This window comes from Rhizobacter sp. SG703, from assembly GCF_012275445.1.
Lineage (GTDB): Bacteria > Pseudomonadota > Gammaproteobacteria > Burkholderiales > Burkholderiaceae_C > Rhizobacter.
The window spans coordinates 542,652-569,169 of the sequence record NZ_JAAZQK010000002.1; the positions used below are offsets into that span (position 1 = coordinate 542,652).

Sequence of the window (26,518 nt, forward strand, 5' to 3'; positions counted from 1 at the left end):
GGCCGCCTGACAACCGTTTGCCCTGAGCCTGTCGAAGGGCCGGCTCGCATCGCACCCAGGCTTCGACAAGCTCAGCCCGAGCGGGGTGGCGCCTCACTCCGCGGCGCGGCGCAGCGTCTCGATCACCGGGCGCGACACCACCTCGCGCAAACCCCACCAGCCGGCCGCCAGCGCGAGCAACGCGCCGGCCAGGCTGCCGCCGAGCGGCACCCAGGGCGACGCGTTCCAGCTGAACTGGAACACGTACTTCGCGAGCGCCCAACCGACCGCCACCGCCGCCACCGACGCGAGGAAGCCGGCCAGCGCGCCGACACCCAGCAGCTCGGCGCGTTGCACCTGGCCGAGCAGCCGCGCGCTCGCGCCGAGCGCACGCATCACCGCGAACTCGCGGGCGCGCGCCTCGCGCGTGGCCGTCACCGCGGCGAACAGCACCACCAGGCCGGCCGCCAGCGTGAAGCCGAACAGGAACTCCACCGCGCGGATCACCTGGTCGAGCACCTGCTGGACCTGGCCGAGCGAGGCCGACACGTCGACCGCGGTGATGTTCGGGAATTCGCGGCTCAGCGCGTTGTCGAAACCCGGCGTCACCGGCGCGCGGAAGGCCGTCAGGTAGGTGGCCGGCAGGTCGGGCATCTGCGCGCTCGGGAACATCACGAAGAAGTTGGCCCGCATCGAGCCCCAGTCGACCTTGCGCAGGCTGGTGATGCGGCCTTCGGCCGCGATGCCGGCGATGTCGAAGCGCAACGTGTCGCCGAGCTTCAGGTGCAGCGTCTCGGCCAACCCCTCTTCGACACTCAGGCCGCCGGCCTCGTCGGGCGTCCAGCGGCCGGCCGTCACGGTGTTGTGCTCCGGCAGCGTCGCGTCGTGGCTCAGGTTGAACTCGCGGTCGAGCAGGCGCTTGGCGCGCTCTTCCTGCAGGTCGTCGGCGCTGGTCGGCTTGCCGTTCACCGCGACCAGCCGGCCGCGGATCATCGGGAACCAGTCGTAGCGCGCGACGCCGGCGGCCTTGAGCCGCGCCTGGAAGGCGTCGGCCTGCTCCGGCTGGATGTTGATCACGAAGCGGTTCGGCGCATCGGCCGGCGTCGCCGCGCGCCAGCTGGAGATCAGGTCGGTGCGCAGCAGCACCAGCAGCATCAGCGCCAGCAGCCCGACGCTGAGCGCCGACACCTGCAGCACCGCGAAGGCCGGGCGCGCGGCGATCTGCCGCGTCGCCAGCACCAGCCAGCGCGGCGCGCGCGATTCGGGCACCGCGCGGCGCAGCAGCTGCACCGCGATCCACGACAGCGCCGCGAACACCGCGATCGCGCCGGCAAAGCCGCCGACCGCGATCAGCCCGAGCGTCAGGTCGGACGACACCGCGAGCAGCAGCGCCGCGAACCCGATCGCGCCGGCGGCCAACACCGCGATCGACGCCGGCTTCAGCGCGCCGACATCGCGGCGGATCACGCGCAGCGGCGGCACCTGGGCCAGCTGCAGCACCGGCGGCAGCCCGAAGCCCATCAGCAGCGTGAAGCCGACGCCGATGCCGAACAGCGCCGGCCACGCGCTCGCCGCCGGCAGCGCGCTGTCGACCAGGCCGGCCAGCAGCCAGACGAACACGTAGTGCACCGCGAAGCCGAGCAGCACGCCGGCCACGCTGGCCAGCACGCCGACGATGCCGAACTCCAGCAGGTACTGCGCCGCGATCGTGCGCTGCGGCTGGCCGAGCACGCGCAGCATCGCGCAGTCGTCGAGGTGGCGGTCGGCGAAGTCGCGCGCCGCGATGCCGACCGCGACGGCCGCCAGCAACGCGGCCAGCAGCGCGACCAGGTTCAGGAACTTCTGCGCGCGGTCCAGCGTCTGGCGCATCTCGGGGCGGCCGGTCTCGAGCGATTCGATGCGCATGCCGCGCAACTGGCGCGCCTTGACCTGCGCCTCGGTCCAGCCGACGAACTCGCGCAGCGCAGCCTCGCGGCCGTCGGGGGCCGCCACCGCGAGCCGGTAGGTGACGCGGCTCGCCGGCTGCACGAGCCCGGTGGCGGGCAGGTCGGCCTCGTTCAGCATCACGCGCGGCGCGAAGCTGATGAAGCCGGCGCCGCGGTCGGGCTCGATCACGATGACCGATGCGATGCGCAGACGGGCATCGCCGAGCAGCAGCGCATCGCCGACCTTCAGCTGCAGCGCATCGAGCACGCCGGCATCGACCCACACGGTGCCGGCGGCCGGCGCGCTGGCGACGCTGCGCTGCGCGCCGCCGGGCGTGTCGGAAAGCGTCAGCCGGCCGCGCAGCGGGTAGCCGCTGGTCACGCTCTTGACGGCCACCAGCCGCGACGCGCCGCCCTTGTCGTCGGGCGCGCGGCCCATGCTCGGGAAGGTGGCGGTCTGCGCGAGCGCCAGCCCGAGGCCGCGGGCGCGTTCGGCGATGTCGGCCGGTGCCGGCTGGTCGCTCGCGACGATCGCATCGCCGCCCAACATCTGGCGGGCGTCGCGCGCGAGGCCTGCGTTCAGCCGGTCGGCGAAGAAGCCGACCGCGCTGAGCGCCGCCACCGCGAGCATCACCGCGACCAGCAGCAGCCGCAGCTCGCCGGCACGGAAGTCGCGCGCGGCCTGCCGCCACGCGAGGGTCCAGGCCGAGGCGGGGCGGGCGGCGGCAGGCGAAGGAGCGGACGTCATCGGGCAATCTTTCGGAGCGGGACCGCATGGTCCCATTGGCGCTTGTGCGCGAGCAAGTGGTCGACGAAGGCCCGCACTTTCAGCGGGACATGCCGCGCATGCGGGTACAGCAGGTTGTACGGCCGCGAGCGTCCGCCGTACGGTGCGAGCAGCTCGGTCAAGCGGCCGGCGGTCAGGTCGGCGTCGACGACGAAGCGGTAGGCCTGGAAGACCCCCGCGCCATGGCGCGCGAGCGTCACGCCGGCCAGCACGTCGTCGGCGCAGGTGGTGCGGCCGGCGGTGAGCCGCTCGACGTCCCGCCCGTCCTCGCGGAACAGCCACGGGATCGGGCGCCCGGTGCTCGGCAGTTCGAACTGGATGCAGTCGTGTTCGGCCAGCTCGGCCAGCGTCGATGGCGTACCGTTTCGCGCGAGGTAGCCGGGCGACGCGACGAGCACCAGCTCCGCGTCTTCCAGGTGCCGGCAGATCAGCGTCGAGTCGTCGGGCGCGCGCACGCGGATCGCGAGATCGAAACCTTCGTCGCCGAAATCGATGTTGCGGTTGCTGACGTGCAGCTCGAGCTTCACGTCCGGATGGGCCTGCAGGAACGCCGGCAGCATCGGCAGCAGCCGGTGGTGCCCGTAGGTCGTCGGCACGCTGATGCGCAGCAGGCCGGAGGCGCGTGCCTGCTGGCCGCCGGCCTCGCGCTCGGCATCGACCAGCTGGTCGAGTGCGGCGCGGCATCGCTCGAAGTAGGAACGCCCCGCATCGGTCAGCCGGATCTGGCGCGTCGTCCGCACGAAGAGCCGCACGCCGAGCCGCTCTTCGAGCCGGCCGATCGAGCGGCTGACCGCGGCCGGCGTCACGCCGGCGATCGCCGCGGCGGCGGTGAACCCCTGGTGCTCGGCCGCGAGGCAGAACAGCTCGATGCTGCCCAGCATCACGTCGTCGAACTGCCGTTTCATGTCATCGCACCCAGCGGCCGCATTGATTACACGGTGTAGCGCCAGATGTTAAGCGAACCGTCTTTATCGGAAGGTGCCCGGTTCCTAGAGTGAAGGCCTGTTCTTTCCCTTCAACGTCCGAGGAATCCCGTCACCATGAAACCCGAACCCCACGTCGCCGTCATCACCGGCGCATCCAGCGGCATCGGCGCCGCACTGGTCAAGGCCTACCGCGAGGCCGGCTGGCGCGTGGTCGCCAACTCGCGCTCGATCCGCGCGAGCGACGACCCCGGCATCCTCGCGGTCGCCGGCGACATCGCCGACCCGGCGACCGCCGAGCGCCTGTTCCGCGACGGCGTCGACCGTTTCGGCCGCCTCGACACGCTGGTCAACAACGCCGGCATCTTCACCGCGAAGCCGTTCACGCAGTTCACCGCGGACGACTGGTCGGCCAACATCGCGACCAACCTGGCCGGCTTCTTCCACGTGACGCAGCGCGCGGTGCAGCGCATGGAAGCGCAGGGCTCGGGCCACATCGTGCAGATCACGACCAGCATCGTCGACCAGCCGATCAACGGTGTGCCGGCGGTGCTGGCGTCGATCACCAAGGGCGGGCTGAACGCCGCGACGCGGGCGCTCGCGATCGAGTACGCGGCGCGCGGCATCCGCGTCAACGCGGTGTCACCCGGCATCATCAAGACGCCGATGCACCCGCCGGAGCACCATGCCGCGCTGAGCGGCCTGCACCCGGTGGGCCGCATGGGCGAGATCAGCGACGTCGTCGACGCGGTGCTGTTCCTCGAGAAGGCGACGTTCGTGACGGGCGAGATCCTGCACGTCGACGGCGGGCAGTCCGCCGGCCACTGGTGAACCGCGATGCCGTTCATCCGCATCGAAGTCACCCGTGAAGGCGTCACGCCGCAGCAGAAGCAGCAGTTGATCGCCGACGCCACCGAGATGATGGTCCGCGTGCTGGGCAAGGACCCAGCGACGACCTTCGTGATCATCGACGAGGTGGAGACCGACAACTGGGGCGTGGCAGGGCGCACCGTCACCGAACGACGCCGGGACGAGGCGAAGACTCGCGGCAAGCCGGTGTAGGCCAGCAACCGTGGTGAACCCTGCGTGCAAATCCGCCGAACGGCGCCGGGCGCGCAGGGTGCTGTAATTTTGGGCATGAACACCACCCTGCCCGCGATCTTCCTGTCCCACGGCTCGCCGATGCTGGCGCTGGAACCCGGCAGCACCGGCCCGTTCCTGCAGCGCCTGGGCGCGGCGCTCGACGCCCACCACCCGCGGCCGAAGGCCATCCTCGCGGTGTCGGCGCACAGCGTCGCGCGCGAGCCGGTGCTGCTCGGCGCGGCCACGCACCAGGCGGTGCACGACTTCGGCGGCTTCCCCGATGCGCTGTACCAGCTGCAGTACAACCCGCCCGGCGCCCCCGAACTGGCGACGCAGGTCGAGGCCCGGCTGCGCGCGGCCGGCCTGCCGGTGCACCACAGCGACGAAGGCGGCCTGGACCACGGCATCTGGAGCATGCTGCGCTTCATGCGACCGCAGGCCGACATCCCGGTGCTGCCGCTCGCGTGGGTGCCGAACCTGCCGCCGGCGCAACAGTTCACGCTCGGCGAACTGCTGGCCTCGCTGGCCGACGAAGGCGTGCTGGTGATGGGCAGCGGCAGCATCACGCACAACCTGCGCCGCATCTTCAGCGGCGGCCGCCCGGCGGTCGATGCCGTCGAGGTGGCCGAGAGTGCGGGCTTCCGGCGCTGGATGCTCGAACGCAGCGCGGCCACCGACTGGGACGCGCTGTTCGACTACCGCCGGCAGGCCCCGTCGGCGGTCGACATGCACCCGACCGACGAGCACCTGTTGCCGTGGTACGTGGCGGCCGGCGTCGGCGGCCGCGCGCATGCGCCGCAGCGGCTGCACGACGCGGTGACCTACGGCTGCCTGGGGATGGACGCCTATGCGTTCGGGCCGTCGGCCGAGTTGCTGAAGCAGCAGCTCGCCGCCTGACCGGCCCTGCGCCTCAGGGCGCGAGCGCGACGACGCCCGAGGCCGGGCTGCTCGCCGCGCGGGCCGACGCAGCGGCGCGGTCGTCGTTGTACTGTTTCGCCAGCGCGGCAACGTTCTGCCCGGTGCGGGCGATCAGCATGCGCGCCGCGCCGATCTCGCCGAACTGGCCGCGGTCGAGCGTCCACCGGGTCTCGCGCTCGATCTGCGCGCACGACCATTCGGAGCCGGTCGCGATCGCCATCGGCTTCATCGCCTGCACCATTGCATCGCGCTCCTGGCGCAGCGCCTGCAGCCGCTCCGACGGCCAGCCGACGCGCGCCCCCAGCGCCTGGCCGATGGCCATGTCGAGCAGCGAGGTCGAGCGCTTCGACATCAGCTCGGCCAGGTCGGCGCACACCTGCAGGCGGTTGCCGTCGCGCACCGCGGTCGCATCGCAGTGCTGCATCAGTGTCTTCAGCCCCGGCATCGCCAGCGCCGACTCGATGCCGGCCGCGCGCTCCATCACCGCGCGGCGTTCGATGGCCGGCGTGCCCGGCGGCAGGCTGCGCAGCGCGAGCGCGCTGACCTGGCCCCAGCGCAGGTCGACCGTGCTGGCCTTCGACGCGCGGTACAGGGCTTCGTCGACGAGGCCGGTCTCGCCACGCTGGTCGGCTTCGGAGGCGACCTCCAGCCAGGCGTCGGCATTCGTCGGGTCGAGCGTTGCGAGCTGGCGGGTCGACAGCATCTGGCAGGCCCCGCCGGGGTTCGCCCGGCACGCGCGCCAGGCCAGCGTGTAGACGGCCGGCGAGCGGGTCGCGACGGCCATCTGTGCAAGCGCGTCGCGCTGCGTGGCGTTGGCGCCGGCGCGCGCCTGGCGCTGCGGGTCGGATTCCTGCGGCTCGGCCGGCGCGGCGCAGTCGGCGCCTTCGCAGGCCTGCGGCGCGTTGGCATGCGACGGGCCCTCGTCGCGTTGCAGCAGCAGCGCGGCGGCACGCGCCAGTTCGTCCGGCTGCTGCGCCAGCGCCGCCACCACGCGCTGGTGGGCGGCGTCGCCGGCCGTCGCGAAGAAGGTCCGGTCGAGCGGCTGGCCACCCTTGGCCTTCACGCGGCCGATGCCGCAGACCTCGATCTCGTCGGCCGCGAGCGGCGCGCTGGCGGCTGCGGCGGCGGCCGACGCGGCCTCGCCGTAGACCGCGGCGAAGCCGTCCATCAGCGGCGGGCCGGGCATCGGGATCGCCGGCGCGGAGACGGCGGGTTCGACCGCCTCGGCCACGACCGCGGCATGCGGCACCGGCGCGTCCGGCGTGCCTTGCCAGACCAGCGCCAGCAGCAGCACGACGACCGCAGAACCGACCGTCGCGCGCGTCGCATTGCTCGGCGGCGTCATACCCCGCCCTCGGCGATGGCTTCCTTGACGGCCGCGACCTGGCGGCGCGACACGACCAGCCAGTCGTCGACCGGCGCGACGCGCACCACCCAGCCTTCGGTCGCCTCTTCGCCGTCTTCGCCCGGCAGCGTGCGCCGCTCCAGCGCGCGCAGCGCCCGGCGCGCGACCAGCGCGTTGCGGTGGATGCGCAGGAAGCGATCGCCCAGGCGCTGCTCCAGGTCGGTCAGTGCGTCGTCGAGCACATGGGTGTGGGTGGCGGTTCGCAGGGTCACGTACTTCAACTCCGCTTTCAGGTACAGCACTTCCGAGACCGGCACGCGCAGCTTGCGGCCCAGGTCGTTCACGAGGATCACCGGCTCGTCGTCCGGCACGGCCGGCGCCGCAGCCGGCGCGGCCCGCGAGGCCTGCAGGCTCAGGCGCTGCGCGACACGCTGCAGCGCCGCCTGCAGCCGCTCGCGACGCACCGGCTTGGTCAGGTAGTCGGCGGCGTCGAGCTCGAAGGCCTGCAGCGCATGTTCGGCATGCGCGGTGACGAACACGATGGCCGGCGGGTCGCTGCGGCGCCGCAGCTGCGCCGCCAGCTGGCGCCCGTCGGGGCCGGGCATGTGGATGTCGAGCAGCAGCAGGTCGCAGTCGTTCGTGGCCAGCCAGTCGAGCGCCTGCTGGGCGCTGCCGGCCTCGCCGACCACCTCGGCGCGCGGCTCGGCGCACTCGCCGACCAGGCCGCGCAGGCGCAGCCGCGCGAGCGGCTCGTCGTCGACCAGCAGCACGCGCAGCGCGGGCACGGCGGAGGGAGAGTCCAGGCTCACAGCGGCACCACGATCTGGACGCGGAACACATCGCGCTCGAGCTGGGTCTCGAACTGCGCGGCGACATCGTGCATCAGCTTCAGGCGCTCGCGCACATTGCGCAGCGCCATGCCGTTGCCGGGGCGCGAACCGGAGCGCGGCACGGTGTTCGCGATGCTGACCACCGCATGCGCGCGCTTGACGCGGGTGCGGATGCGGATGACGCCGCCGTCGGGCGACGGCTCGACGCCGTGGCGCACCGCGTTCTCGACCAGCGGCTGCAGCAGCAGCGGCGGCACGCGCGCGGCGCCGGCGTCTTCGTCGAGGTCCCAGCTGAGCTGCAGCCGGTCGCCGAAGCGGATCTGCTCGATCGCCAGGTAGCGCTGCGCGAGCGCGACCTCTTCGGCCAGGCTGACCGATTCGTCGCTCGCGCTCAGCGCCACGCGGAACAGCTCGGCCAGGTCTTCGAGCAGGTGCTCGGTGCGGGCCGGGTCGAGCCGCGCCAGCGCGATCGCGGTGTTGAGGGTGTTGAACAGGAAGTGCGGGCGGATGCGCGATTGAAGCTCGGCCAGCCGGGCCGCGGTGTCGGCCGGCAGCCGGGCGCGGGCCCGCAGCGTCAGCCAGTAGAACAGCGCGGTCGCCAGCGCGGCGCCGGCCAGCACCGGCGCCACCGGGTGCATCGTCTCCTGCAGCCGGATGTCGACCGCCACCAGCAGCCCCCAGCCGAACCCGCCGCTCAGGCCGCCGAGGGCGGCCGCGGCGACCCATTGGCCGGCCGCCGGCAGCCTGGCGAGCCAGCGCTTCAGCAGGCACGCCGACACCAGCCACAGCAGCACCGCCGGCAGCGCGATGCCGGCGCCCTGCGCGAGCAGGTTCAGCCAGGCTGCCAGCGTGGCCACGGCAAAGCTGACGCCGATCGCGACGACGGCATGCACGAAGAACAACGCGCGCAGCACGACGCCGACGTGGCAGACGTCGAAGGCCGACACCGGCCCGAGCGGCTGGCGCGCGAGCGGCACCGCGCCGAAGTTGGTGGAATTGAAGATGCTGCTGCCGCGCTCGTGCGGGTCGCCGGAGCGGGTGGAGTCGGGCCACAGCGGCGCCGGGCGGCTGGGCGTGGGGGCGAAGGCAGAGGTGGTCGCGTGGGGTTCGGGCATGGCAGCTGGGGCCGAATAGAATCCCGGGCTCCCCCGGTGCCTGCGGCCACCAGCGCATTGTCGCCAACTGGCGGCGCCCGGCAACCGAGCCTACCAAGCGTTACACGACGCCCCGTCCCGAGCGCCCCGACGATGTCCGCCAATCAACTCGACAAGAAATCCGAAGCCTGGTCGGCCCTGTTCTCCGAGCCGATGAGCGACCTGGTCAAGCGCTACACCTCGAGCGTGACCTTCGACAAGCGCCTGTGGAAGGCCGACATCGCCGGCAGCCTGGCGCATGCCGAGATGCTGGCGGCGCAGTCGGTGATCGCGGCGCAGGACCTGGCCGACATCCGGCGCGGCATGGCGCAGATCACGCAGGAGATCGAATCCGGCGCGTTCGACTGGAAGCTCGACCTGGAAGACGTGCACCTGAATGTCGAGGCGCGGCTGACGCAGCTGGTCGGCGACGCCGGCAAGCGGCTGCACACCGGCCGCTCGCGCAACGACCAGGTCGCGACCGACGTGCGGCTGTGGCTGCGCGACGAGATCGACGGGCTGCTGCCGCTGCTGGCGGCGATGCAGCAGGCGCTGGTCGGCGTGGCCGAGCGGCATGTCGAGACCATCCTGCCGGGCTTCACGCACATGCAGGTGGCGCAGCCGGTGAGCTTCGCGCACCACCTGCTGGCCTATGTGGAGATGTTCGCGCGCGACGCCGAGCGCCTGGCCGACGTGCGCAAGCGGGTGAACCTGCTGCCGCTGGGGGCGGCCGCGCTGGCCGGCACCAGCTATCCGCTGGACCGCGAGCGCGTCGCGAAGACGCTGGGCTTCGACGGCGTGTGCCAGAACAGCCTCGACGCGGTCAGCGACCGCGACTTCGCGATCGAGTTCGCGTCGTTCGCGAGCATCACGATGATGCATGTGTCGCGGCTGGCCGAAGAGATCGTGCTGTGGATGAGCCAGAACTTCGGCTTCATCAACCTGGCCGACCGTTACTGCACCGGCTCGTCGATCATGCCGCAGAAGCGCAACCCCGACGTCGCCGAACTGGCGCGCGGCAAGAGCGGCCGCGTGGTCGGCCACCTGATGGGCCTGCTGACGCTGATGAAGGGCCAGCCGCTGACCTACAACAAGGACAACCAGGAAGACAAGGAACCGCTGTTCGACACCGTCGACACGGTGCGCGACACGCTGCGCATCATGGCCGAGATGGTGGCCGGCATCGTCGTGAAGCCCGAGGCGATGGAGCGTGCGGCGCTGAAGGGGTATGCGACCGCGACCGACCTGGCCGACTACCTGGTCAAGAAGGGCGTGCCGTTCCGCGATGCGCACGAGGTGGTGGCGCATGCGGTGAAGTTCGCGCTGACCGAAGAGCGCGACCTGAGCGACCTGCCGCTGGATGTGCTGCAGGGCTTCCATGCGGCGATCGCGGACGACGTGTTCGACGTTCTGAGCTTGCGCGGCTCGCTGAACGCACGCAATGTGCTGGGAGGGACTGCGCCGGACCAGGTGCGGGCGCAGTTGGCGCGGCACCGGAAGAGGCTTCCCTTCACTGCGTGAGGCTCTCTTCGCTGCGGGCGAGGTTTGGTTCACTGCGTGGCATTGCCGGGTCTCGCCCCGGCGGGCGAGTCACTTTCATTTGCTGGCTCAAATGAAAGTAACCAAAGCAAAGCGCCTCAACACACACCCTACGGTTCGTTCTGCTCGCTGCGGACAACACGGCCACGCCGCTGCTCTCCCACCTTGCTTGGGATTGTTGCCCTTCCTTTTTCCTCACACGCCCCGCTTCGGGTTGCCGTAGCCGTAGCCCGAATACCAATCCGGGGTCCAGGCGATGCGCAGCGAGCTGGACGGGAAGAACGCACAACAATCCCAACCAAGGTGGAGGTCTAGCGGCGTGGCCGTGTTGTCCGCAGCGTGCAGAACGAACCGTATGGTGTTCGGGTTGAAAGCCCTTTGCTTTGGTTACTTTCATTTGGGCTCAAATGAAAGTGACTCGCCCGCCGGGGCGAGACCCGGCAGCAGCCTCTCGCAGTGAAGAAGCTTCACTCCGCAGAGGAGCCCTCGCGCAGCGAGTCCCCCGCCGGGATGAGGCTCACCCCCGTCCCACAAAGGGCATCTGCGTCGCCATCACCGTCATGCTGAGCACATTGGCTTCGAGCGGCAAGCTCGCCATGTGCAGCAGGGCATCCGCCACATGCTGCACGTCCATCCGCGGCTCGACCATCGTGCTGCCGTTGGCCTGCGGAACGCCGCGCGTCATGCGCTCGGTCATGTCGGTGGCGGCGTTGCCGATGTCGATCTGGCCGACCGCGATGTTGAACGGCCGGCCGTCCAGCGAGCTCGCCTTGGTCAGCCCGCTGATCGCATGCTTGGTCGCCGTGTACGGCGCCGAGAACGGCCGCGGCGCGTGCGCCGAGATCGAGCCGTTGTTGACGATGCGACCACCCTGCGGCGCCTGCGCCTTCATCATCCGGAAGGCCTGCTGCGTGCACAGGAAGGCGCCGGTCAGGTTCACGTCGACCACTGCCTTCCACTGCTCGTACGTCAGGTCTTCGAGCGGCACGGCCGGCGTGCCGGCGCCAGCGTTGTTGAACAGCAGGTCGAGCCGGCCGAAGCGCTCGCGGGTCGCCGCGAACAAGGCCGCCACCGACGCCGGATCGCCGACATCGGTGGGCACCGCCAGCGCGTTCGCGGCCCGCTCGCCGGCCTGCGCCAGCGTCTCCTGCAGCGGCTCGGCACGCCGGCCGGCCAGCACGACACCCCAGCCTTCGCGCAACAGCGCCAGCGCACAGGCGCGGCCGATGCCGGTGCCGGCGCCGGTGACGAGGGCGATCTTCGAAGAGGAGGCGGCGAAGGCGTTCATGGCGGAGGACTCCCGGTGTCCGTCGACGGCAGCTCGAAGCTGTCGGCGAAAGTGAAGAACAGCGATGCGTAGAAGGCGCTCATGACCACCAGCCACAACGGCAGCATCAGCACCTTGCCAACCTCGACCTGGCCGAGCAGCGTCGACACGAGGCTCACCAGGATGACGGCCGCCAGCACCACGCCGAACCACACGAGCAGGTAGATGACGAACGCGCCGCGGTTGCGCCAGCAGGCCACCAGGCTGAAGAACAGCGACTTCGACGCGCTCATGCCGCCCCAGTGCACCAGCCCCGGCGCATGCCACCAGACGACGCTGAGCACCGAACTCAGCACGAACAGCACCAGCATGCCGAGCTGCAGGCTGCCGTCGGACAGGCGGGCGTCGATCATCTCCGGCGTGGTGCCGGCGCTGTACAGCAGTTGCTGCAGCTCGAGGATGCGCGAGCCGGCGATGGTGTAGGTCAGCAGCCAGATCAGGAAGGCCGCCAGCGCGTAGCCGGCGTAGAGCCACAACTGTGCCCGCCGGCGCGCGCGGTCGACCCGCAGCGGCGCGATGAAGACGGTGGGCAGCGGCACCTGGCCGGCCAGCGTCATGCGCGTCGCGATCATGAAGCCGAGCGACAGCAGCGGGAACATCCCGAGCAGCAGGAAGGGCCCGAGCACCGGCACGAAGGCGATCGCGAAGCTCGCGAACAACGACAGGCCGAGCAGGCCCGAGAAGGCCAACGGCCGCGTCGCGAAGGCGGCCAGGCCCTGGCGCACCCACAGGGCGCCGCGGCTGGCGGGAACATGCTGGAATTTCATCGGGTCGGGGAGGTCGTGGGCACGATGTTGACGGCGCTAAGCCATCGCCGGGTGCCAGGCGTTCTCGACGCGCTGGCGCAGCACGCGCTCGAAGTGGCTGGGGTCATGAGCCTGCAGCACCGACGCATCTCGCGGCAGGTGCAGGTCCCACAGGCGGGAGATCCAGAAGCGCAGCGCCGCGGCGCGCAGCAGCGCCGGCATCAGCCGCCGCTCGCCGGAGCCGAGCGGCCGCACCGCGTCGTAGGACTCGACGAAGGCGCGGGCGCGGTCTTCGGCCAGCCGCCCGGTGTCGAGGTCGATGCACCAGTCGTTCAGGCACACCGCGATGTCGAACAGCAGCGCATCGACGCCGGCGAAGTAGAAGTCGAAGAAGCCGGTCAGGGCATGGCCCTCGAACATCACGTTGTCGCGGAACAGGTCGGCATGGATCGGCCCGCGCGGCAGCGCCGCATACGCCGGCGACACCGCCACCTGCTGCTGGAACGCGAGCTCGGTCTCGATCAGCTCGCGCTGCGCGTCGCTCAGGAAGGGCAGCACCACCGGCACCGTCTCCGTCCACCACGCGAGACCGCGCAGGTTGGGCTGTTGCATCGCGAAATCAGCGCCGGCCAGGTGCATCTGCGCGAGCGCGGCGCCGACGCTGCGGCAGTGCAGCTCGTCGGGCGCGAGCTGGTGGCTGCCGCGCAGGCGGTCGACCACCGCCGCCGGCTTGCCGCCGAGCTGGTGCAGGATCTCGCCGGCGGCATCGGCCTGCGGTTCGGGCACCGCGATGCCGTGGCGCGCCAGGTGCTTCATCAGGTGCAGGTAGAACGGCAGCTGCTCGAAGCTCAGCCGCTCGAACACCGTCAGCACGTAGCGGCCCTGCGTGGTGTCGGCGAAGTAGTTGGTGTTCTCGATGCCGGCGGCGATGCCCTTCAGCGTCGTCAGCTCGCCGATCTGCAGGCGGGCCACCAGCGCGGCGGCGGTTTCGAACGAGACCTCGGTGAAGACAGCCATCGTCAGAAGGCGAGAACTTGCCAGACGCGCTGGCCGGCAACGCCGCGCGAGCCGTTGGGCGCCTGCGGCACGCCCTTGGCGGCGTTGTCCGGCAGGATCTCGTACTCGCCCTTCAGCGGGGCCTTGGTCTTCACGACGATGCGCTTCGTTTCGCCGCGCACGCGGAGTTCTTCGATGCGCGCGCCTTGGTCTTCGTGGACCAGGCGATCGACCTGAGGCTCGGCGGTGTCGAAGTCCTCGACCGGGGCGGGGATCGGCTTCGGGGCCGGCACGGGTTCGGCATGGAGCGCCAGGGAGGCGGACGTCAGGGCCAGGCAGGCCAGCGCGGGCAGCAGCTTCATGGGGCGCATTGTAGGCAGCGCTGCCGCCTGCGGCGCCCCCCCCAGGGTCAAGACCTGTTCAGTCCGGCCGCACCCGCAGGAAGGTGGCGAAACGCGGCAGCCCGCTCTCGTGAAACCCGCGGTAACGGTAGGTCACGGTGGCGCCGATCGGCGGCGGCCGGCGGCGGTCGGCGTCCTTCAGCCCGCTGCCGAGCCGCAGGCGCCGGCCGTCGGGCAGCTCGACCAGCAGCGCGCCGACCAGCCCGGCGTACTTGCCCTCGCCCGGCTCGTGGCCGACGACGCGGGCTTCGGCATCGTCCTGCGGCTTCAGCTTCAGCAACGCATCGCTGCGGTTGCGCTGGTAGAGCGCGTCGCCGCGGTGCAGCACCAGGCCTTCGCCGTTGACCGCGACCACGCGGCGCATCAGCCGGTGCAGCTCGGCCTCGTCGGCCACGCGGCCGTGCACCACCGCCTCGATCCACGGCGTGCCGACGGTGCGCACCAGCGGCAGGATCGCTTCGCGCCGGTGGTCGAAATCGGCCGGCTCGTCGGGCAGGTCGAACACCATGAAGCGCATCTGGCGCCACGCGGCGTCGTCGGGCACTTCGGCGGCCACCGCCGACGCCGCCGCGGTGAAGCGGCCGCGGCCGGCCCACAGCTCGCCGTCCATCGCGCGCTGCGGCCAGCCGGAGGTGAACCACGCCGGCACGCGGATCGGGTGGCCGTGACGCGTCAGCAGGCGCTGGCCGTCCCAGTAGCCGCGCACGCCGTCGTATTTCTCGCTGACCCAGTGCAGCGCCGGCTGGAGAGCGCCGCTTCGGTAGGGCTGGGCCAGCATCACCGAGGGGCTGCCTCGAACAACCGCCGCGGCCTGCGCGACAGTGGCCAGCGGACTGCAAGCATGGAGGGACATGACCAGCACGGTCAGGCCAATGGGTGGCGGCATGGGGAACCTCGTCTTTCCGCCCTGCTGCCACGGTGGCGACAGGACACTTGCATGGGTAACCGGCGGGCGCGACGAGTTCCATCGCCCACGCCATCCGCCACAATCGCCCGATGGACGACACCCTTCCCAACGATGCCGGCACGCTGCTGCTGGTCGACGGCTCCAGCTACCTCTACCGCGCCTACCACGCGCTGCCCGACCTGCGCAGCGCCGAAGGCTTCCCGACCGGCGCGCTGCACGGCATGGTGGCCATGCTCAAGCGCGCGCTGATCGACGTGAAGGCCGGCCACGCCGCCTGCGTGTTCGACGCGAAGGGCAAGACCTTCCGCGACGACTGGTACCCGGAGTACAAGGCCCAGCGCGCGCCGATGCCGGAGCCGCTCGCACAGCAGATCGAGCCGATCCACGAGGTGGTGAAGCTGCTCGGCTGGCCGGTGCTGATGGTGCCCGGCGTCGAGGCCGACGACGTGATCGGCACGCTGGCGCGGGTGGCGGCCGAGCGCGGCCACCGCGTCGTGATCTCCACCGGCGACAAGGACCTGGCCCAGCTCGTCAACGAGCGGGTCTCGCTGATCAACACGATGAGCAGCGAGAAGCTCGACGTGCCCGGCGTGATGGCCAAGTTCGGCGTGCCGCCGGACCGCATCGTCGACTACCTGGCGCTGATGGGCGACGCCGTCGACAACGTGCCGGGCGTCGAGAAGGTCGGCCCGAAGACCGCCGCCAAGTGGATCGCCGAATACGGCTCGCTGCAGGGCGTGATGGACGCCGCCGCCGGCATCAAGGGCGTGGCCGGCGAGAACCTGCGCAAGGCGCTCGACTGGCTGCCGATGGGCCGCAAGCTGGTGACGGTGCGCGACGACTGCGAACTGGCCGAGCACCTCGCCGGCTGGCCCGACCTGGCCGGACTGGCGCTGAAGCCGAGCGACGACGCCGGGCTGCTCGACTTCTACGGCCGTTATGGTTTCAAGAGCTGGAAGCGCGAGCTCGAAGCCGCGGTCGCCGCGCCGCCGCCGGCGCCGATCAAGGCGACCAGGCCGCCCAAGCCGCCGGCCGACAACGGCACTGCCGACCTGTTCGGCGACGGCGCCCCGGACGAGCCCGACGCCGCGGCCCCGGCCGAGCCGCCCGCCGATGGCCGCTACGACACCATCACCAGCTTCGACGCGCTCGACGCCTGGATCGCGCGCCTGCGGGCCGCGCCGCTGGCCGCGCTCGACACCGAGACCGATTCGCTCGACCCGATGCGCGCGCAGCTGGTCGGCATCTCGTTCGCGGTGCAGCCGGGCGAGGCGGCCTACGTGCCGCTGCGCCACGGCTATGCCGGCGCGCCTGAGCAGCTGCCGGTCGACGAGGTGCTGGCGCGGCTGCGCCCGTGGCTCGAAGACGCCGCGGCCCCGAAGCTCGGCCAGAACATCAAGTACGACATCCACGTGCTGCAGAACGCCGGCGTCACCGCGCGCGGCTTCGTTCACGACACGCTGCTGCAAAGCTACGTGCTGGAAGCGCACCGGCCGCACAGCCTGGAAAGCCTCGCCGAGCGCCACCTGGGCCGCAAGGGGCTGAGCTACGAAGACCTGTGCGGCAAGGGGGCGAGCCAGATCCCGTTCGGGCAGGTCGACATCGAACGTGCCGCGCGCTATTCCGGCGAAGACAGCGAGATGACGCTGCAGGTGCACCAGGTGCTGTGGCCGCAGATCCAGGCTGAGGAGGGGCTGCGCCGCGTCTACCAGGACATCGAGATGCCGACCGCGATCGCGCTGCAGCAGATCGAGCGCAACGGCGTGCTGATCGATGCGCTGGTGCTGTCGGCGCAGAGCCAGCAGCTGGGCGAGCGCATGCTGGCGCTCGAGCAGGAGGCGCACGAGCTCGCGGGCCAGCCGTTCAACATGGGCTCGCCGAAGCAGATCGGCGAGATCCTGTTCACCAAGCTCGGGCTGCCGGTCGTCAAGAAGACCGCGAGCGGCGCGCCGAGCACCGACGAGGAAGTGCTGGACAAGCTGGCCGAGGACTACCCGCTGCCGGCCAAGCTGCTGGAGCACCGCAGCCTCGCGAAGCTGAAGGGCACCTACACCGACAAGCTGCCGCTGATGGTGAACCCCGAGACGCACCGCGTGCACACCAACTATGCGCAGTCGGTGGCGGTGACGGGGCGGCTCGCGAGCACCGACCCGAACCTGCAGAACATCCCGATCCGCACCGCCGAGGGCCGGCGCGTGCGCGAGGCCTTCATCGCGCCGCCGGGGCATGTGATCCTGAGCGCCGACTATTCGCAGATCGAACTGCGCATCATGGCCGACATCAGCGGCGACGAGAGCCTGCTGAAGGCCTTCGCCGAAGGCATGGACGTGCACCGCGCGACCGCGGCCGAGGTGTTCGGCATCGAGCCGGCGGCGGTCACCAGCGAGCAGCGGCGCTATGCGAAGACGATCAACTTCGGGCTGATCTACGGCATGGGCGCGTTCGGGCTGGCGTCGAGCCTGGGCATCGAGCGCAGCGCGGCGACCAACTACATCGAGCGCTACTTCGCGCGCTACCCGAGCGTCAAGCGCTACATGGACGAGACGCGCGCATCGGCCAAGGACAAGGGCTACGTCGAGACGCTGTTCGGCCGCCGCATCTACCTGCCCGAGATCAACGGCGGCAGCGGGCCGCGGCGCGCCGGCGCCGAGCGGCAGGCGATCAACGCGCCGATGCAGGGCACCGCGGCCGACCTGATCAAGCTCGCGATGGTCGCGGTGCAGAACGCGCTGCTGGCCGGCAAGCGCGCGACGAAGCTGGTGATGCAGGTGCACGACGAACTGGTGCTCGAGGTGCCGGAGACCGAGCTCGACTGGGTGAAGGCCGAGGTGCCGAGGCTGATGGCCGGCGTGGCGACGCTGAAGGTGCCGCTGGTGGCCGAGGTGGGGATCGGGCGGAACTGGGACCAGGCGCATTGAAAAAGGGGCCGCAGGCATCACGCCCGCGGCCCCTTCCCTCTTCTGGCCAGCACCGGCCGCCTGCGCGGCCGGTTCCTCCCTGATCAGTCGAATCAGCCGAGTTCCGGCAGCCCCGTCAGGTAGCCGACCGCAGCGCCGAACTTGTCCTTGTAGTTCGCCTTCACCACCGGATCCACGCCCGTCTTCAGCGTGGCCGGCATGCCGCTGATGAACTCGCCGGGGTGCTGGAAGTTGCTCATGATGTAGGTCCAGCCGTTGATGTCGTCGACCGCGTGCAGGCCGGTCGACTCGCCACCCGCCGGCACCGACAGCACGCGCGACAGCTTCTTCGTGTCGACGTTGTAGGCCCACAGGAAGTTGTTGACGTGCGTCGAGCTGTCTTCGCCGATGAACAGCGTGCGCATCTTCTCGGAGAACTTGATGTTGTCCGGGTTGCCGATCTTGTCGGGGTTGCTCGTGTTGCCCAGGCTGTCAGCCTTGGCGAGGTCCTCGCCCACCAGCAGCGCCTTGGTCTGCACCGGCACCCACTCGCTGTCGATCGCCGCGCCCGCGGTGTCCTTCTGGCCGCCGGCCAGCGTGTGCGCCATGATGCCGCCGGCCACCAGCTTCTTGTCGAGGCTCACGCCCATCTCCTCGCGCCACGCCGCATCGCCCTTCACCATCGAGGCCTGGATGTTCTGCAACGCCGAATAGCCGATCTTGTCCTTCGCGTTGACCGTCGTGCCTTCCATCTTCGTGAAGACCATGCTCGCGCCGACCAGGTTGGCGTAGCGGTGGGTCTCGAGGAAGGCCGCGGCCTTTTCCATGCCCGGCACCAGCTTGACCCAGTTGGCCTTGCCGTCGCAGAACACCTTCGTGTAGCTCGCGTCGGCCGGGTCGGTCTTGCTGACGGCCATGATGTCCGACGGCTTCAGCGTGTTGGCCAGGGCCTCGATCTCGGCGCTGGTCGCGTGGCCGAGCTTGATCCAGGTCAGCGGCGCGCCGGCGGCGGCCGGGTCGATCGAGAAGCCGGCGCCGACCTTCGCGACGTACAGCGTGCCGGCCGACAGGTCCTTCGCCTTGTCGGCGACGAACATGAAGAAGCCGCCGTTGGTGTAGTCGTCACCCATGATCGCGGTGCGCTGGTCCGGCATCACCTGGATCAGCTCGTGCGAGATGCGGCCCAGGCAGTAGTGCTTCTTGATGGTGCCGGTGCCGTCGGGGTTGACGGTCACTTCCGGCAGGTGGCCGTAGTGGTACGGGTTGGCCTTGGCCGGGTCGCCGAAGGCGTTCTTGCTGAACGCGAGGAACTGCGCGGTCGTGCTGGCGAACGGCGCGTCGGGCTCGTACTCCTCGCTCGACAGGTGGGTGCCCCACGGCGACAGGCTGGCGCCGCAGGTGATCCACAGGCCGTGCACCGACGAGGTGTCGACGTTGTGGTACTTCACCAGGCTCAGCTTGCCGGTGGCCTGGTCCTGGTCGAGCGTCAGCACCGCGATCGGCGACGGCAGCGTGCCGTAGGTGCTGACGCCGTCCTGGCCGGCGGTGGTGTATTCGAACTGCACGACGGCGAAGACCGCCTTGCCCTTGATGCCGGCCACGGTCGGGTTCGGCACCGTCAGCAGCGAGCTGCCGTCCGGCGAATCGGAGAAGAACTGGCGCTCCTTGCCCACCACCGAGGTGTCGCGGATCGGCTGGCCGGCCATGTCAACGTAGCCGCCGGCGAGGATGGTGCCGCCCTTGCCGTCCGGCACCATGTCGCCGGTGATGAAGAAGGGCTCGTACTTCAGCGAGAAGGTCTGCTTCGTGCCGTCGCTGTAGCTGGCGACCAGTTTGGAGCCGACGGTCGTCGTTCCCATCGCCGCCAGTTCGGCGGCGGTGGGTGCGTCCACGCTGGCAACTGCGGGCGCGGCCATCGCGGTGAACTCGACCGAGGTCACGGTGGCGGCCGGCGCGGCAGGCGCCGGGCCGTCGTCGCTGCCACCGCAGGCGGCCAGCAGGCCGGCGAATGCGGCGGAACTCGTCACGGGCAGCAACGGCGCTCCGGACAACAGCTTCAGGAGACGGCGACGCGCGTCGACGGTTGGGTGGCTCATCAGGCTTCCTTGAGAGTGAGGGTTGCACGTCGCCGCGCATGGCGGAGCGTGTCGAGGTGTGTCTTGGCGTGCGGCAGGTTAAGCAGGCTCGGTGAAAGCGGCATGACATCCGCATGACAGTCGCATGACGCCTCGAAACACCTTGCCGCGGCGCGCCGGAAGGCCGCTTGCGCGCTTGCGTTCATACTGTCGCCCGACCACCAAACACGGAGAAGCCTTGGCATGAGCAAGATCCACTTCATCGGCGGCGAAAAGGGCGGCGTGGGCAAGTCGCTGATGGCACGGGTGCTGGCCCAGTACCTGATCGACCGCCAGATGCCGTTCCTCGGCTTCGACACCGACCGGTCGCACGGCGCGCTGATGCGCTTCTATGCCGGCTACGCATCGCCGGTGCTGGTCGACCGCTACGAGGCGCTGGACGCGATCGTCGAGGCCGCGGTGGACCAGCCCGACCGCCGCGTGCTGGTCGACCTGGCCGCGCAGACGCACGACCCGCTGGTGCGCTGGATGGACGAATCGGGCGTGCTGAACCTGCTGGACGAGACGAACTCGCAGGTCTTCTACTGGCACGTGATGGACGCCGGCAAGGATTCGGTGGACCTGCTGAAGAAGCTGCTCGACCGCTTCGGCCCGAGCTTCAAGTACGTGCTGGTGCGCAACCACATCCGCGGCAGCGACTTCTCGGTGCTGGAGCAGTCCGGCGAGCAGGCGCGCGCGCTGTCGTTCGGCGCCAAGGTGGTGACGCTGCGCAAGCTGCACGACAACGTGATCCAGAAGATCGACGCGGCGAGCGTCAGCTTCTGGAGTGCGCGCGAGGGCGAGGCCGACGGCACGCTGGGGCTGATGGACCGGCAGCGGCTGAAGATGTGGATGCGGGACGTCTATCGGGAAGTCGACGACGTCGAGGTCTGAGGACTGCCCCCTCCGTTCGGGCTGAGCCTGTCGAAGCCCCGGTGCCGTGCGCGCAACCCTTCGACAAGCTCAGGGCGAACGGAGTCTTGCCGTTCGGGCTGAGCCTGTCGAAGCCCTGGTGCCGTGCGAGCAGCCCTTCGACAAGCTCAGGGCGAACGGAGTCGACTACTTCACCCCGCGGGTCGCCGCCTGCGCGATCTTGAAGAAGATGTCGGTGTTGTCCATCACGCCGCCGAACAGCGACGCGCCGCGGCCGAGGGCCGACAGCGGCACGTCGGTCGCGGTGTGCACCGCCTGGTCGCCCGGCACCTGGCCGGTCACCAGGAAGCCGTTGGCCGCGTTGCGCACGCCCGGGTTCGCCGGGTAGCCGCTCTGCGGCGCCTGGCCGACGAACGGCTGCTGCGTGTCCTGCGTCGGCGTCGCGTTCGCGAGCCAGCTCTCGTAGCGGTCGGCGTTCGCGCCGTAGCCGATCAGCATCTTGTAGTCGACGTCGGTGCTCTGCGGATAGCCGTCGGCGGCGATCGTGTATTTCGGGAACTTCGCGGCCTGGTAGATGCCGACGACCGGGTCGCGCAAGGTCGCGGCGCTCGGCGCGCTGGCGCCTTCGGCCGGCGCGGCGGCGGCGCGGATCGCGGCCACCGGCTTGGTCGACGCGCCGATGATCGCCGCGCCGGAGCATTCATGGTCGGCCGTCACGATGACCAGCGTGTCCGGGTGCCTCGCGGCGAAGTCCTTCGCCACCTGCACCGCGCGGTCGAACTCGATCACCTCCAGCAGCCAGCGGTCGGTGTCCATCAAGTGCGCCTGCTTGTCGATCGACGCGCCCTCGATCAGCGCGACGAAGCCGTTCTTCTGGCGCGACAGCACCTGCAGCGCGGCGGCAGCCATCTCGTCGAGCATCGGCTGGTCGGGGAAGCCGTAGTCGTCGACGATGGTCGAGACGCCGCGGCGCTTGTTGATCTTGTCGAACGCGACGTTCATGTTCGAGTATGCGAACAGCCCGAGCAGCTTGTCGGCGCCGGCCGCCGCGGCCAGCCCGAGGCGGTCCGGTGCATAAGCGAAGCCGGCCCCCTGGAAGTCGGCGATCAGGTCGCGCGACGGGTCCTTCGCCCCCACCGCCGCGCCCCAGCCGGCCACCAGGTCCGACGGCAGCACGTAGTCGGTCTTCGCGTCGCGCTGCGAGCCGTTGAGGGCCTGGCCGTTGCGCGAACCGTCGGCCTTCAGCGCATCGCCGTTCGGCAGGAACCACTTGCGCCCGCCGCCCATCAGCACCGACAGCCCGGTGAGCCCGCGGTCGTCGAGGAACTGGTCGACGATGCCGGTGCCGTTGCCGCGGTTCGCGGTGTGCACCGCGTTGGCGGCCGGCGTCGCGTCGAACACGTCGGCGGTGGTCACGACGCCGAGCGCCTTGCCCTGCGTGCGGTGCAGGTACTCCGACAAGTACTCGACGCGCGGGTTGTCGAACGCATCCAGCGTGTCGTCCGGGAACACGCCTTCCTGGTTGTTCGCGGCCTTGTTGCCGGTCACGTAGTTCGACATGCCGGGCGACGAGTCGGTGACGATCGCGTCGAGCGACGAGGTCATCACCATGCCGGTGTTCGGGAAGGTGTCCATCGCGAGCGCCGCATGCGCCTTGCCTTGCGCATAGCCCTTGGCCATGATGCGCGCCGCGGTGCGATGCGCCGCGCCCATGCCGTCGCCGAGCAGGATGATGATGTTCTTCGCCTTGCGGCCGGCCCCGGCGAGCGCGACCACCTCGAAGTTGCCGGTGGCGCTGACCCGCTGGCCGTCGCTCTGCGTCGCGTTGACCGTCAGCCGGTGGATGCCGGGCTTCGCGTTGGAGTAGGCGCGTTGCGAGACCACCGCGGCGTTGGTGCCGGCCGGCAGGCTCAGCCCGCTGGTCACGACGCTGGTGACGGCCTTGGCCGGCTTCAGCGCCACGCCGTCGACCGCGAACTCGAACGCGGCGAGCGTGGTGCCGGCATCGAGCCGCACGGTGGCCTGCAGGTCGAAGCGCTGGCCGGGCAGGAAGCGCGCGATCACCGGCGGGTTCGGGTCGTTCGACGTGAACAGTTCGCTCGGCGGCACGAGGCGCGTGACGCCCGGGGCGGCCTGGGCCGACGCGGCAGCGAGCAGGAGAGCGGCAACAGCAAGGCGGATCATTTCGGGGACTCCAGGAGAACGGATGCGGATTCGGGATCGAGCACGAGGCGCACGAACGAGTTGCGGCCATCGGCCTCGCGCTGCGCGCCGACCTGCAGCGTGCCGCCGAGCGAGACGAGGCCGGGCCGGTACGGGATGGTCCGCGCGGCCAGCGGGCCGGCGAGGTGGAGGTAGAGCGTCGACGCGGGCAGGTCGTCGGCGAAGCTGTCGTCTTCGTCGCCGAGCGACACCGGCAGCGGCGCCAGCAGCGCGATGCCGGGCGCGGCCGACGCGGCGTCCTGGTGCGCGAGGTAGCCGGTGATGCGCACCGGCTGGCCGTCGAGCGACAACAGGCGGGCGCTCGGCGCCAGGCCGCGCGGGCCGATCGGCAGCTCGAAGAACTCGCGGAACTTCAGGTCGGCGCCCACCGGCGCGGCCTGGGCCGCGGCAGCACCCAGCAGCGTGGCCGCACACAGCAGCCACGCTTTCCAACAACGACGCATGGGTCTCCCTCCACGATTCCCCGAGCTGGCCGGATGATCGCGGGGCGCCGTGACAGCGGCATGACGCCGTCGGCTCGGGCTCAATCGGCCAGCAGCACGACCTCGTCGACGAAGGCGGTGTTGTCGCCGGTGGTGTTCAGCCCCGCGAAGCGCAGCGTGTGCGCACCGGCAGCGAGCGCGATCGGCGGGGTCGTGAACGACTCGAACTGCGTCGAGCCGGGCGTGAAGCTGCCCAGCAAGGTCCCGTCGAGGTAGACGCCGACGGCCTGCAGGCCGCCGAAACTCCATCCCCGCCGTGCCGCCTTGAAGCGCACCGCGTACCGGCCTGCCGCGAGGTCGGACAGGCCCTGGCTGATCGCGCCGCCGCTTTGCACGAACGCCGTCTGCAGGCCCTCCGGCGCAGCCACCGCGCCGAACGCGCTGCCGTTCTTCTGCAGGCCTGAGCCGCTGGTGCCGCTCTCCGGCGTGAAGGTCCAACCCGCGTTCGCCGCACCGTACTGCACGCCGTTGCCGGTGGCCACCGCCGGCGACTCGAAGCCCGGGTTCTGCGGCAGCAGGCCCGTCCAGCAGCGCTTGGCCACGCCGAAGACCGGATCGCCGAAGGTCGCGTTGTCGCAGGCCACCGGGCCGCTGCGCGTCAGCAGGCGGTACGACGACTGCGCGCCGTAGGCCACGGTCCGGCTGCGGTCGAACGCGCAGCTCTGGTTCTCGGCGGCACAAGGCGTCCAGATGCCGATCGCCGGCGGCCGCTCGGTGTCGCTCAGCTCGCAGTGCTTCACGACATTCGGCAGCGGGTCGCCGAAGGTCGCGTTGTTGCACGCGGCACCGCCGTTGAAGCTGCCGTAGACGAAGTTGCTGCCGCTGCCATAGCGCACGCCGCGCACGCCCTCGAAGACGCACTGCCCGGCCTCCGCCGCGCAGGTCGCCCAGGCCGCGCCCGTTCCGGCGGCGCGGAACACGCGCACACCCGGCTGGACGCCGCGGAAGTAGATGTAGCGGCCGTCCTGGTCGGCGCTCGCGATGCCGGCCGCGCCGGAGAAGGCACTGCCGTTCCACACCTCCACGCCGTCGATGCTGACGCGCCGGTCGATGCCGAAACGCGGGATGCCGATCACGCCGACGGAACCGGTGTGCGCGCTGCTGTCCACCGTCATCGTGAAGCTGCCGTCGCTGCCGCGGTCCCAGCGGTTCTTCACGCGCTTGCTGCCGTCGAACGTCAGCTGGCCCTCGACGTGGGTCAGGTCGCCGGGGTGCGGGATCACGCCGTACTGCTGCCCCTTCGCGGTGATCGGGCCGATGCCCAGCGTGTAGAAGGTCAGCGCCGAGGTCGGCCCGGTCGACCAGCCGTGCGCGTGGCTGACGAACCACGGCGCATAGCCGCCGCTGCCGCCGTCCGCGCCATAGCCTTCCCAGAAGGTCCCGGTGCCGCGCGTCGGGTGGTTCAGCATGAAGCCCCACTGGCGGCGCATCAGGTCCAGCGCATCGGCATCGCGCGAGGCCACCGACATCGCCATCAGCTGCATCGAGCCCGCAAAGCCGGAGATGTTGCCGCCCCACTCCGGCGTCGGCGCCCCCAGCGTGCCAAGGTTGGAATTCAGGTAGCGGGCGATGGCGGCCGGCTTGTCGGCGCTGTCGGTCACGCCGTACCAGACCGCGAGCGAGTTGCCGTCCTGCGGCAGCAGCGTGCTGTCCGGGTTGTCGCGGTAGGCGCCGGCGGCGGCGTCCCACAGCGTCGCGTTGATGCGCGCCTTCAGCGTCGCGGCCGCCGTCGCGTAAGCCGTGGCCGTCGCGCCGTCGCCCAGCGCGCCGGCCAGCGTGGTGCCGGTGGCGAGTGCGCGGTACAGCATCGCATTCGCCGCGATGTTCTCGCCGCCCTGGCCGCCGCGCGCCCAGTCGTTGGTGCCGGTCACGTTCAGCAGGCCATGGGCGCCGTTCACCTTCGCCTGGATGAAGGCCATGCCCTGCCGGTATTTCGGCCAGATCGAGCGCACCCAGTCGATGTCGCCGCTGTAGAGGTGATAGGTCTCGGTGCCGATCAGCGTCCACAGGTGGTAGGTATCGGAGCCGTACAAGTCGAACGGCGGCCCGGAGTACGGCAGCTCGCCGCTCGCCTTCTGGCTGTCGTACAGGCGCTGCAGCGCGTTCTTCACCGACAGCGTGTCGGCCGTCGACACATAGCCGACCGCGGCCGAGATGCCGAGGTCGCCCGACCACACCGTGCGGTCGCGCTTGGCGGCATCGGTCAGCACCGTCGTGCCGCCGCTGACCACCGCGGTGTTGTCCCAGCCGGTGGCGAGCAGCTTGCGGCCCTGGTCGGGCGCGATGGTGTTGGTCTGCACCGTGTACGCGCCGGCATACCAGAGCTTGTTCAGCAGGTCGTCGTTGCTGTAGAAGTAGTTCGGGTAGGCGCTCGGGTCGGCCATCGTCGGCGCCGGCGTGAAACGCAGCCGGATGTTGGCGAGGTGCACCCAGCCATCGGAGTTCATGAACAGCGTCAGGTAGCGGAAGCCGCCGCGCAGGCTGGCGGGCGGCATCGTGTAGGTCGTGCCGTCGGTGCTGTCGACGCTCGCGTAGATCGCGCCATCGGTGGAGCTGCCGGCGCCGTGGTTCAGGCCGGCGTTGGAGCCGTCGCTGACCGGGCCGACGTACTCGCTCGACTCGGTGAAGGCCAGGCCGACCGATTCGGCACTGCTGCCGGCGGCGGGGAAGTCCAGTGAGACGAAGCCGCCGACCTCCTTGCCGAAATCCAGCACCACGTAGCTGCCGCGGCCCGCCATCATCGCGGTGTTGCCGGTCAGCAGGTTGTTCGGGTTCTGCACCGTGCCGACGGTCTTGAAGACCGCGACCGGCGTCACGGTGCGCGACGACGGGGACAGCATGTAGTGGCTCCATGGCGTCGCGTCGGCGGCGGCTTTCTCCGACGCGCCGGCCGATGCGGTCGCATCGCGGGGCGCCGGCGTCGTGCCGCCCGGGTCGCCGCCCCCACCGCAGGCGCCGAGCAGCGCGCCCCAGGCCGTCGCCCACGCGACAATGAAGAATCTCGCTCCGTTGCGTCCCTGCATGGTCTTGCCTCCTGTGGTGGAGCGGGACTCTACGGAGTGTCGATGTGCCGATCAAACGACGAAAGCT

20 protein-coding genes are annotated in these 26,518 nt (G+C 70.7%); 6 read left to right on the plus strand and 14 right to left on the minus strand.

All coding sequences use genetic code 11. The features are described from left to right. Positions 1–93: 93 nt before the first annotated feature. The gene (locus FHT26_RS05450; protein ID WP_168559129.1) at positions 94–2,652 is read right to left on the minus strand and encodes an ABC transporter permease; all 2,559 of its coding nucleotides are present in this window, start codon (positions 2,650–2,652) and stop codon (positions 94–96) included. Next, complete coding sequence (locus FHT26_RS05455; RefSeq protein WP_168559130.1) at positions 2,649–3,596, minus strand: LysR family transcriptional regulator; 948 nt, start codon at positions 3,594–3,596, stop codon at positions 2,649–2,651. The genes FHT26_RS05450 and FHT26_RS05455 overlap by 4 nt, the downstream gene beginning before the upstream one ends. A gap of 135 nt (positions 3,597–3,731) precedes the next feature. Here FHT26_RS05455 and FHT26_RS05460 point away from each other — a divergent pair, with 135 nt between their 5' ends. The 3 genes from FHT26_RS05460 to FHT26_RS05470 all read left to right on the plus strand — a co-directional run bounded on the left by FHT26_RS05460 (position 3,732) and on the right by FHT26_RS05470 (position 5,594). Next, the gene (locus tag FHT26_RS05460; RefSeq protein WP_168559131.1) at positions 3,732–4,445 is read left to right on the plus strand and encodes an SDR family NAD(P)-dependent oxidoreductase; all 714 of its coding nucleotides are present in this window, start codon (positions 3,732–3,734) and stop codon (positions 4,443–4,445) included. Positions 4,446–4,451: 6 nt separating this feature from the next. After that, positions 4,452–4,676 carry a tautomerase family protein gene (locus FHT26_RS05465; protein WP_168559132.1) on the plus strand — a complete coding sequence of 75 codons (225 nt, stop codon included), beginning with the start codon at positions 4,452–4,454 and terminating at the stop codon, positions 4,674–4,676. Between the two features lie 75 nt (positions 4,677–4,751). Then, positions 4,752–5,594 (plus strand): dioxygenase family protein, encoded by an 843-nt coding sequence (locus FHT26_RS05470; RefSeq protein WP_168559133.1) that lies wholly within the window; start codon positions 4,752–4,754, stop codon positions 5,592–5,594. Between the two features lie 13 nt (positions 5,595–5,607). Here FHT26_RS05470 and FHT26_RS05475 read toward each other — a convergent pair whose 3' ends face one another. The 3 genes from FHT26_RS05475 to FHT26_RS29725 are packed head-to-tail and all read right to left on the minus strand — an operon-like array spanning position 5,608 to position 8,905. Next, positions 5,608–6,960: a hypothetical protein gene (locus tag FHT26_RS05475; RefSeq protein ID WP_168559134.1), complete on the minus strand. Its 1,353-nt coding sequence runs from the start codon at positions 6,958–6,960 to the stop codon at positions 5,608–5,610. Then, entirely contained in the window at positions 6,957–7,769 is an 813-nt protein-coding gene (locus FHT26_RS29720; RefSeq protein ID WP_349238092.1) for a LytR/AlgR family response regulator transcription factor, read from the minus strand. Before FHT26_RS29720 ends, FHT26_RS05475 begins: the two co-directional genes overlap by 4 nt. Further along, complete coding sequence (locus tag FHT26_RS29725) at positions 7,766–8,905, minus strand: sensor histidine kinase (RefSeq protein WP_246867717.1); 1,140 nt, start codon at positions 8,903–8,905, stop codon at positions 7,766–7,768. The genes FHT26_RS29720 and FHT26_RS29725 overlap by 4 nt, the downstream gene beginning before the upstream one ends. 132 nt (positions 8,906–9,037) lie before the next feature. On the opposite strand from FHT26_RS29725, the gene argH reads away from it, so the two are divergent. Further along, a complete protein-coding gene (gene argH, locus FHT26_RS05485; RefSeq protein WP_168559135.1) occupies positions 9,038–10,444 on the plus strand; it encodes an argininosuccinate lyase in 1,407 nt (468 codons plus the stop codon). Between the two features lie 535 nt (positions 10,445–10,979). Here argH and FHT26_RS05490 read toward each other — a convergent pair. The 5 genes from FHT26_RS05490 to FHT26_RS05510 are packed head-to-tail and all read right to left on the minus strand — an operon-like array spanning position 10,980 to position 14,818. Next, a complete protein-coding gene (locus FHT26_RS05490) occupies positions 10,980–11,750 on the minus strand; it encodes an SDR family oxidoreductase (RefSeq protein ID WP_168559136.1) in 771 nt (256 codons plus the stop codon). Next, positions 11,747–12,556 carry a BPSS1780 family membrane protein gene (locus tag FHT26_RS05495; protein ID WP_168559137.1) on the minus strand — a complete coding sequence of 270 codons (810 nt, stop codon included), beginning with the start codon at positions 12,554–12,556 and terminating at the stop codon, positions 11,747–11,749. The genes FHT26_RS05490 and FHT26_RS05495 overlap by 4 nt, the downstream gene beginning before the upstream one ends. Before the next feature lie 36 nt (positions 12,557–12,592). Then, positions 12,593–13,552 (minus strand): homoserine kinase, encoded by a 960-nt coding sequence (locus FHT26_RS05500; protein ID WP_168559138.1) that lies wholly within the window; start codon positions 13,550–13,552, stop codon positions 12,593–12,595. Positions 13,553–13,554: 2 nt separating this feature from the next. Continuing rightward, positions 13,555–13,893 (minus strand): hypothetical protein, encoded by a 339-nt coding sequence (locus FHT26_RS05505; RefSeq protein WP_168559139.1) that lies wholly within the window; start codon positions 13,891–13,893, stop codon positions 13,555–13,557. Positions 13,894–13,951: 58 nt separating this feature from the next. Next, the gene (locus FHT26_RS05510; protein WP_246867718.1) at positions 13,952–14,818 is read right to left on the minus strand and encodes a DNA ligase; all 867 of its coding nucleotides are present in this window, start codon (positions 14,816–14,818) and stop codon (positions 13,952–13,954) included. Between the two features lie 110 nt (positions 14,819–14,928). Here FHT26_RS05510 and polA point away from each other — a divergent pair, with 110 nt between their 5' ends. Continuing rightward, positions 14,929–17,757, plus strand: a complete 2,829-nt coding sequence (gene polA / locus FHT26_RS05515) for a DNA polymerase I (RefSeq protein ID WP_168559140.1) — start codon at positions 14,929–14,931, stop codon at positions 17,755–17,757. A gap of 92 nt (positions 17,758–17,849) precedes the next feature. Here polA and FHT26_RS05520 read toward each other — a convergent pair whose 3' ends face one another. Then, on the minus strand, positions 17,850–19,832 hold the full coding sequence (locus FHT26_RS05520; RefSeq protein WP_168559141.1) for a PhoX family protein: 1,983 nt from the start codon (positions 19,830–19,832) through the stop codon (positions 17,850–17,852). A gap of 222 nt (positions 19,833–20,054) precedes the next feature. Between FHT26_RS05520 and FHT26_RS05525 the strand changes: the two genes are divergently transcribed. Then, entirely contained in the window at positions 20,055–20,744 is a 690-nt protein-coding gene (locus FHT26_RS05525; RefSeq protein WP_168559142.1) for a P-loop NTPase family protein, read from the plus strand. A 165-nt stretch (positions 20,745–20,909) separates the two neighbouring features. Here FHT26_RS05525 and FHT26_RS05530 read toward each other — a convergent pair whose 3' ends face one another. The 3 genes from FHT26_RS05530 to FHT26_RS05540 all read right to left on the minus strand — a co-directional run bounded on the left by FHT26_RS05530 (position 20,910) and on the right by FHT26_RS05540 (position 26,451). Continuing rightward, entirely contained in the window at positions 20,910–22,907 is a 1,998-nt protein-coding gene (locus tag FHT26_RS05530; protein ID WP_168559143.1) for an alkaline phosphatase, read from the minus strand. Beyond that, positions 22,904–23,389 (minus strand): hypothetical protein, encoded by a 486-nt coding sequence (locus tag FHT26_RS05535; protein WP_168559144.1) that lies wholly within the window; start codon positions 23,387–23,389, stop codon positions 22,904–22,906. Before FHT26_RS05535 ends, FHT26_RS05530 begins: the two co-directional genes overlap by 4 nt. Before the next feature lie 80 nt (positions 23,390–23,469). Then, a complete protein-coding gene (locus tag FHT26_RS05540; protein WP_168559145.1) occupies positions 23,470–26,451 on the minus strand; it encodes an alpha-L-rhamnosidase-related protein in 2,982 nt (993 codons plus the stop codon). Positions 26,452–26,518 lie beyond the last annotated feature (67 nt).

Coding starts and splice junctions, on each gene's coding strand:
- FHT26_RS05490 (WP_168559136.1), bottom strand. CDS start 11,750: ATGAACGCCTTCGCCGCCTCCTCTTCGAAGATCGCCCTCGTCACCGGC.
- polA (WP_168559140.1), top strand. CDS start 14,929: ATGGACGACACCCTTCCCAACGATGCCGGCACGCTGCTGCTGGTCGAC.
- FHT26_RS05540 (WP_168559145.1), bottom strand. CDS start 26,451: ATGCAGGGACGCAACGGAGCGAGATTCTTCATTGTCGCGTGGGCGACG.
- FHT26_RS05530 (WP_168559143.1), bottom strand. CDS start 22,907: ATGATCCGCCTTGCTGTTGCCGCTCTCCTGCTCGCTGCCGCGTCGGCC.
- argH (WP_168559135.1), top strand. CDS start 9,038: ATGTCCGCCAATCAACTCGACAAGAAATCCGAAGCCTGGTCGGCCCTG.
- FHT26_RS29725 (WP_246867717.1), bottom strand. CDS start 8,905: ATGCCCGAACCCCACGCGACCACCTCTGCCTTCGCCCCCACGCCCAGC.
- FHT26_RS05525 (WP_168559142.1), top strand. CDS start 20,055: ATGAGCAAGATCCACTTCATCGGCGGCGAAAAGGGCGGCGTGGGCAAG.
- FHT26_RS05455 (WP_168559130.1), bottom strand. CDS start 3,596: ATGAAACGGCAGTTCGACGACGTGATGCTGGGCAGCATCGAGCTGTTC.
- FHT26_RS05495 (WP_168559137.1), bottom strand. CDS start 12,556: ATGAAATTCCAGCATGTTCCCGCCAGCCGCGGCGCCCTGTGGGTGCGC.
- FHT26_RS05460 (WP_168559131.1), top strand. CDS start 3,732: ATGAAACCCGAACCCCACGTCGCCGTCATCACCGGCGCATCCAGCGGC.
- FHT26_RS05510 (WP_246867718.1), bottom strand. CDS start 14,818: ATGCCGCCACCCATTGGCCTGACCGTGCTGGTCATGTCCCTCCATGCT.
- FHT26_RS05450 (WP_168559129.1), bottom strand. CDS start 2,652: ATGACGTCCGCTCCTTCGCCTGCCGCCGCCCGCCCCGCCTCGGCCTGG.
- FHT26_RS05465 (WP_168559132.1), top strand. CDS start 4,452: ATGCCGTTCATCCGCATCGAAGTCACCCGTGAAGGCGTCACGCCGCAG.
- FHT26_RS05535 (WP_168559144.1), bottom strand. CDS start 23,389: ATGCGTCGTTGTTGGAAAGCGTGGCTGCTGTGTGCGGCCACGCTGCTG.
- FHT26_RS05505 (WP_168559139.1), bottom strand. CDS start 13,893: ATGAAGCTGCTGCCCGCGCTGGCCTGCCTGGCCCTGACGTCCGCCTCC.
- FHT26_RS05500 (WP_168559138.1), bottom strand. CDS start 13,552: ATGGCTGTCTTCACCGAGGTCTCGTTCGAAACCGCCGCCGCGCTGGTG.
- FHT26_RS05520 (WP_168559141.1), bottom strand. CDS start 19,832: ATGAGCCACCCAACCGTCGACGCGCGTCGCCGTCTCCTGAAGCTGTTG.
- FHT26_RS05475 (WP_168559134.1), bottom strand. CDS start 6,960: ATGACGCCGCCGAGCAATGCGACGCGCGCGACGGTCGGTTCTGCGGTC.
- FHT26_RS05470 (WP_168559133.1), top strand. CDS start 4,752: ATGAACACCACCCTGCCCGCGATCTTCCTGTCCCACGGCTCGCCGATG.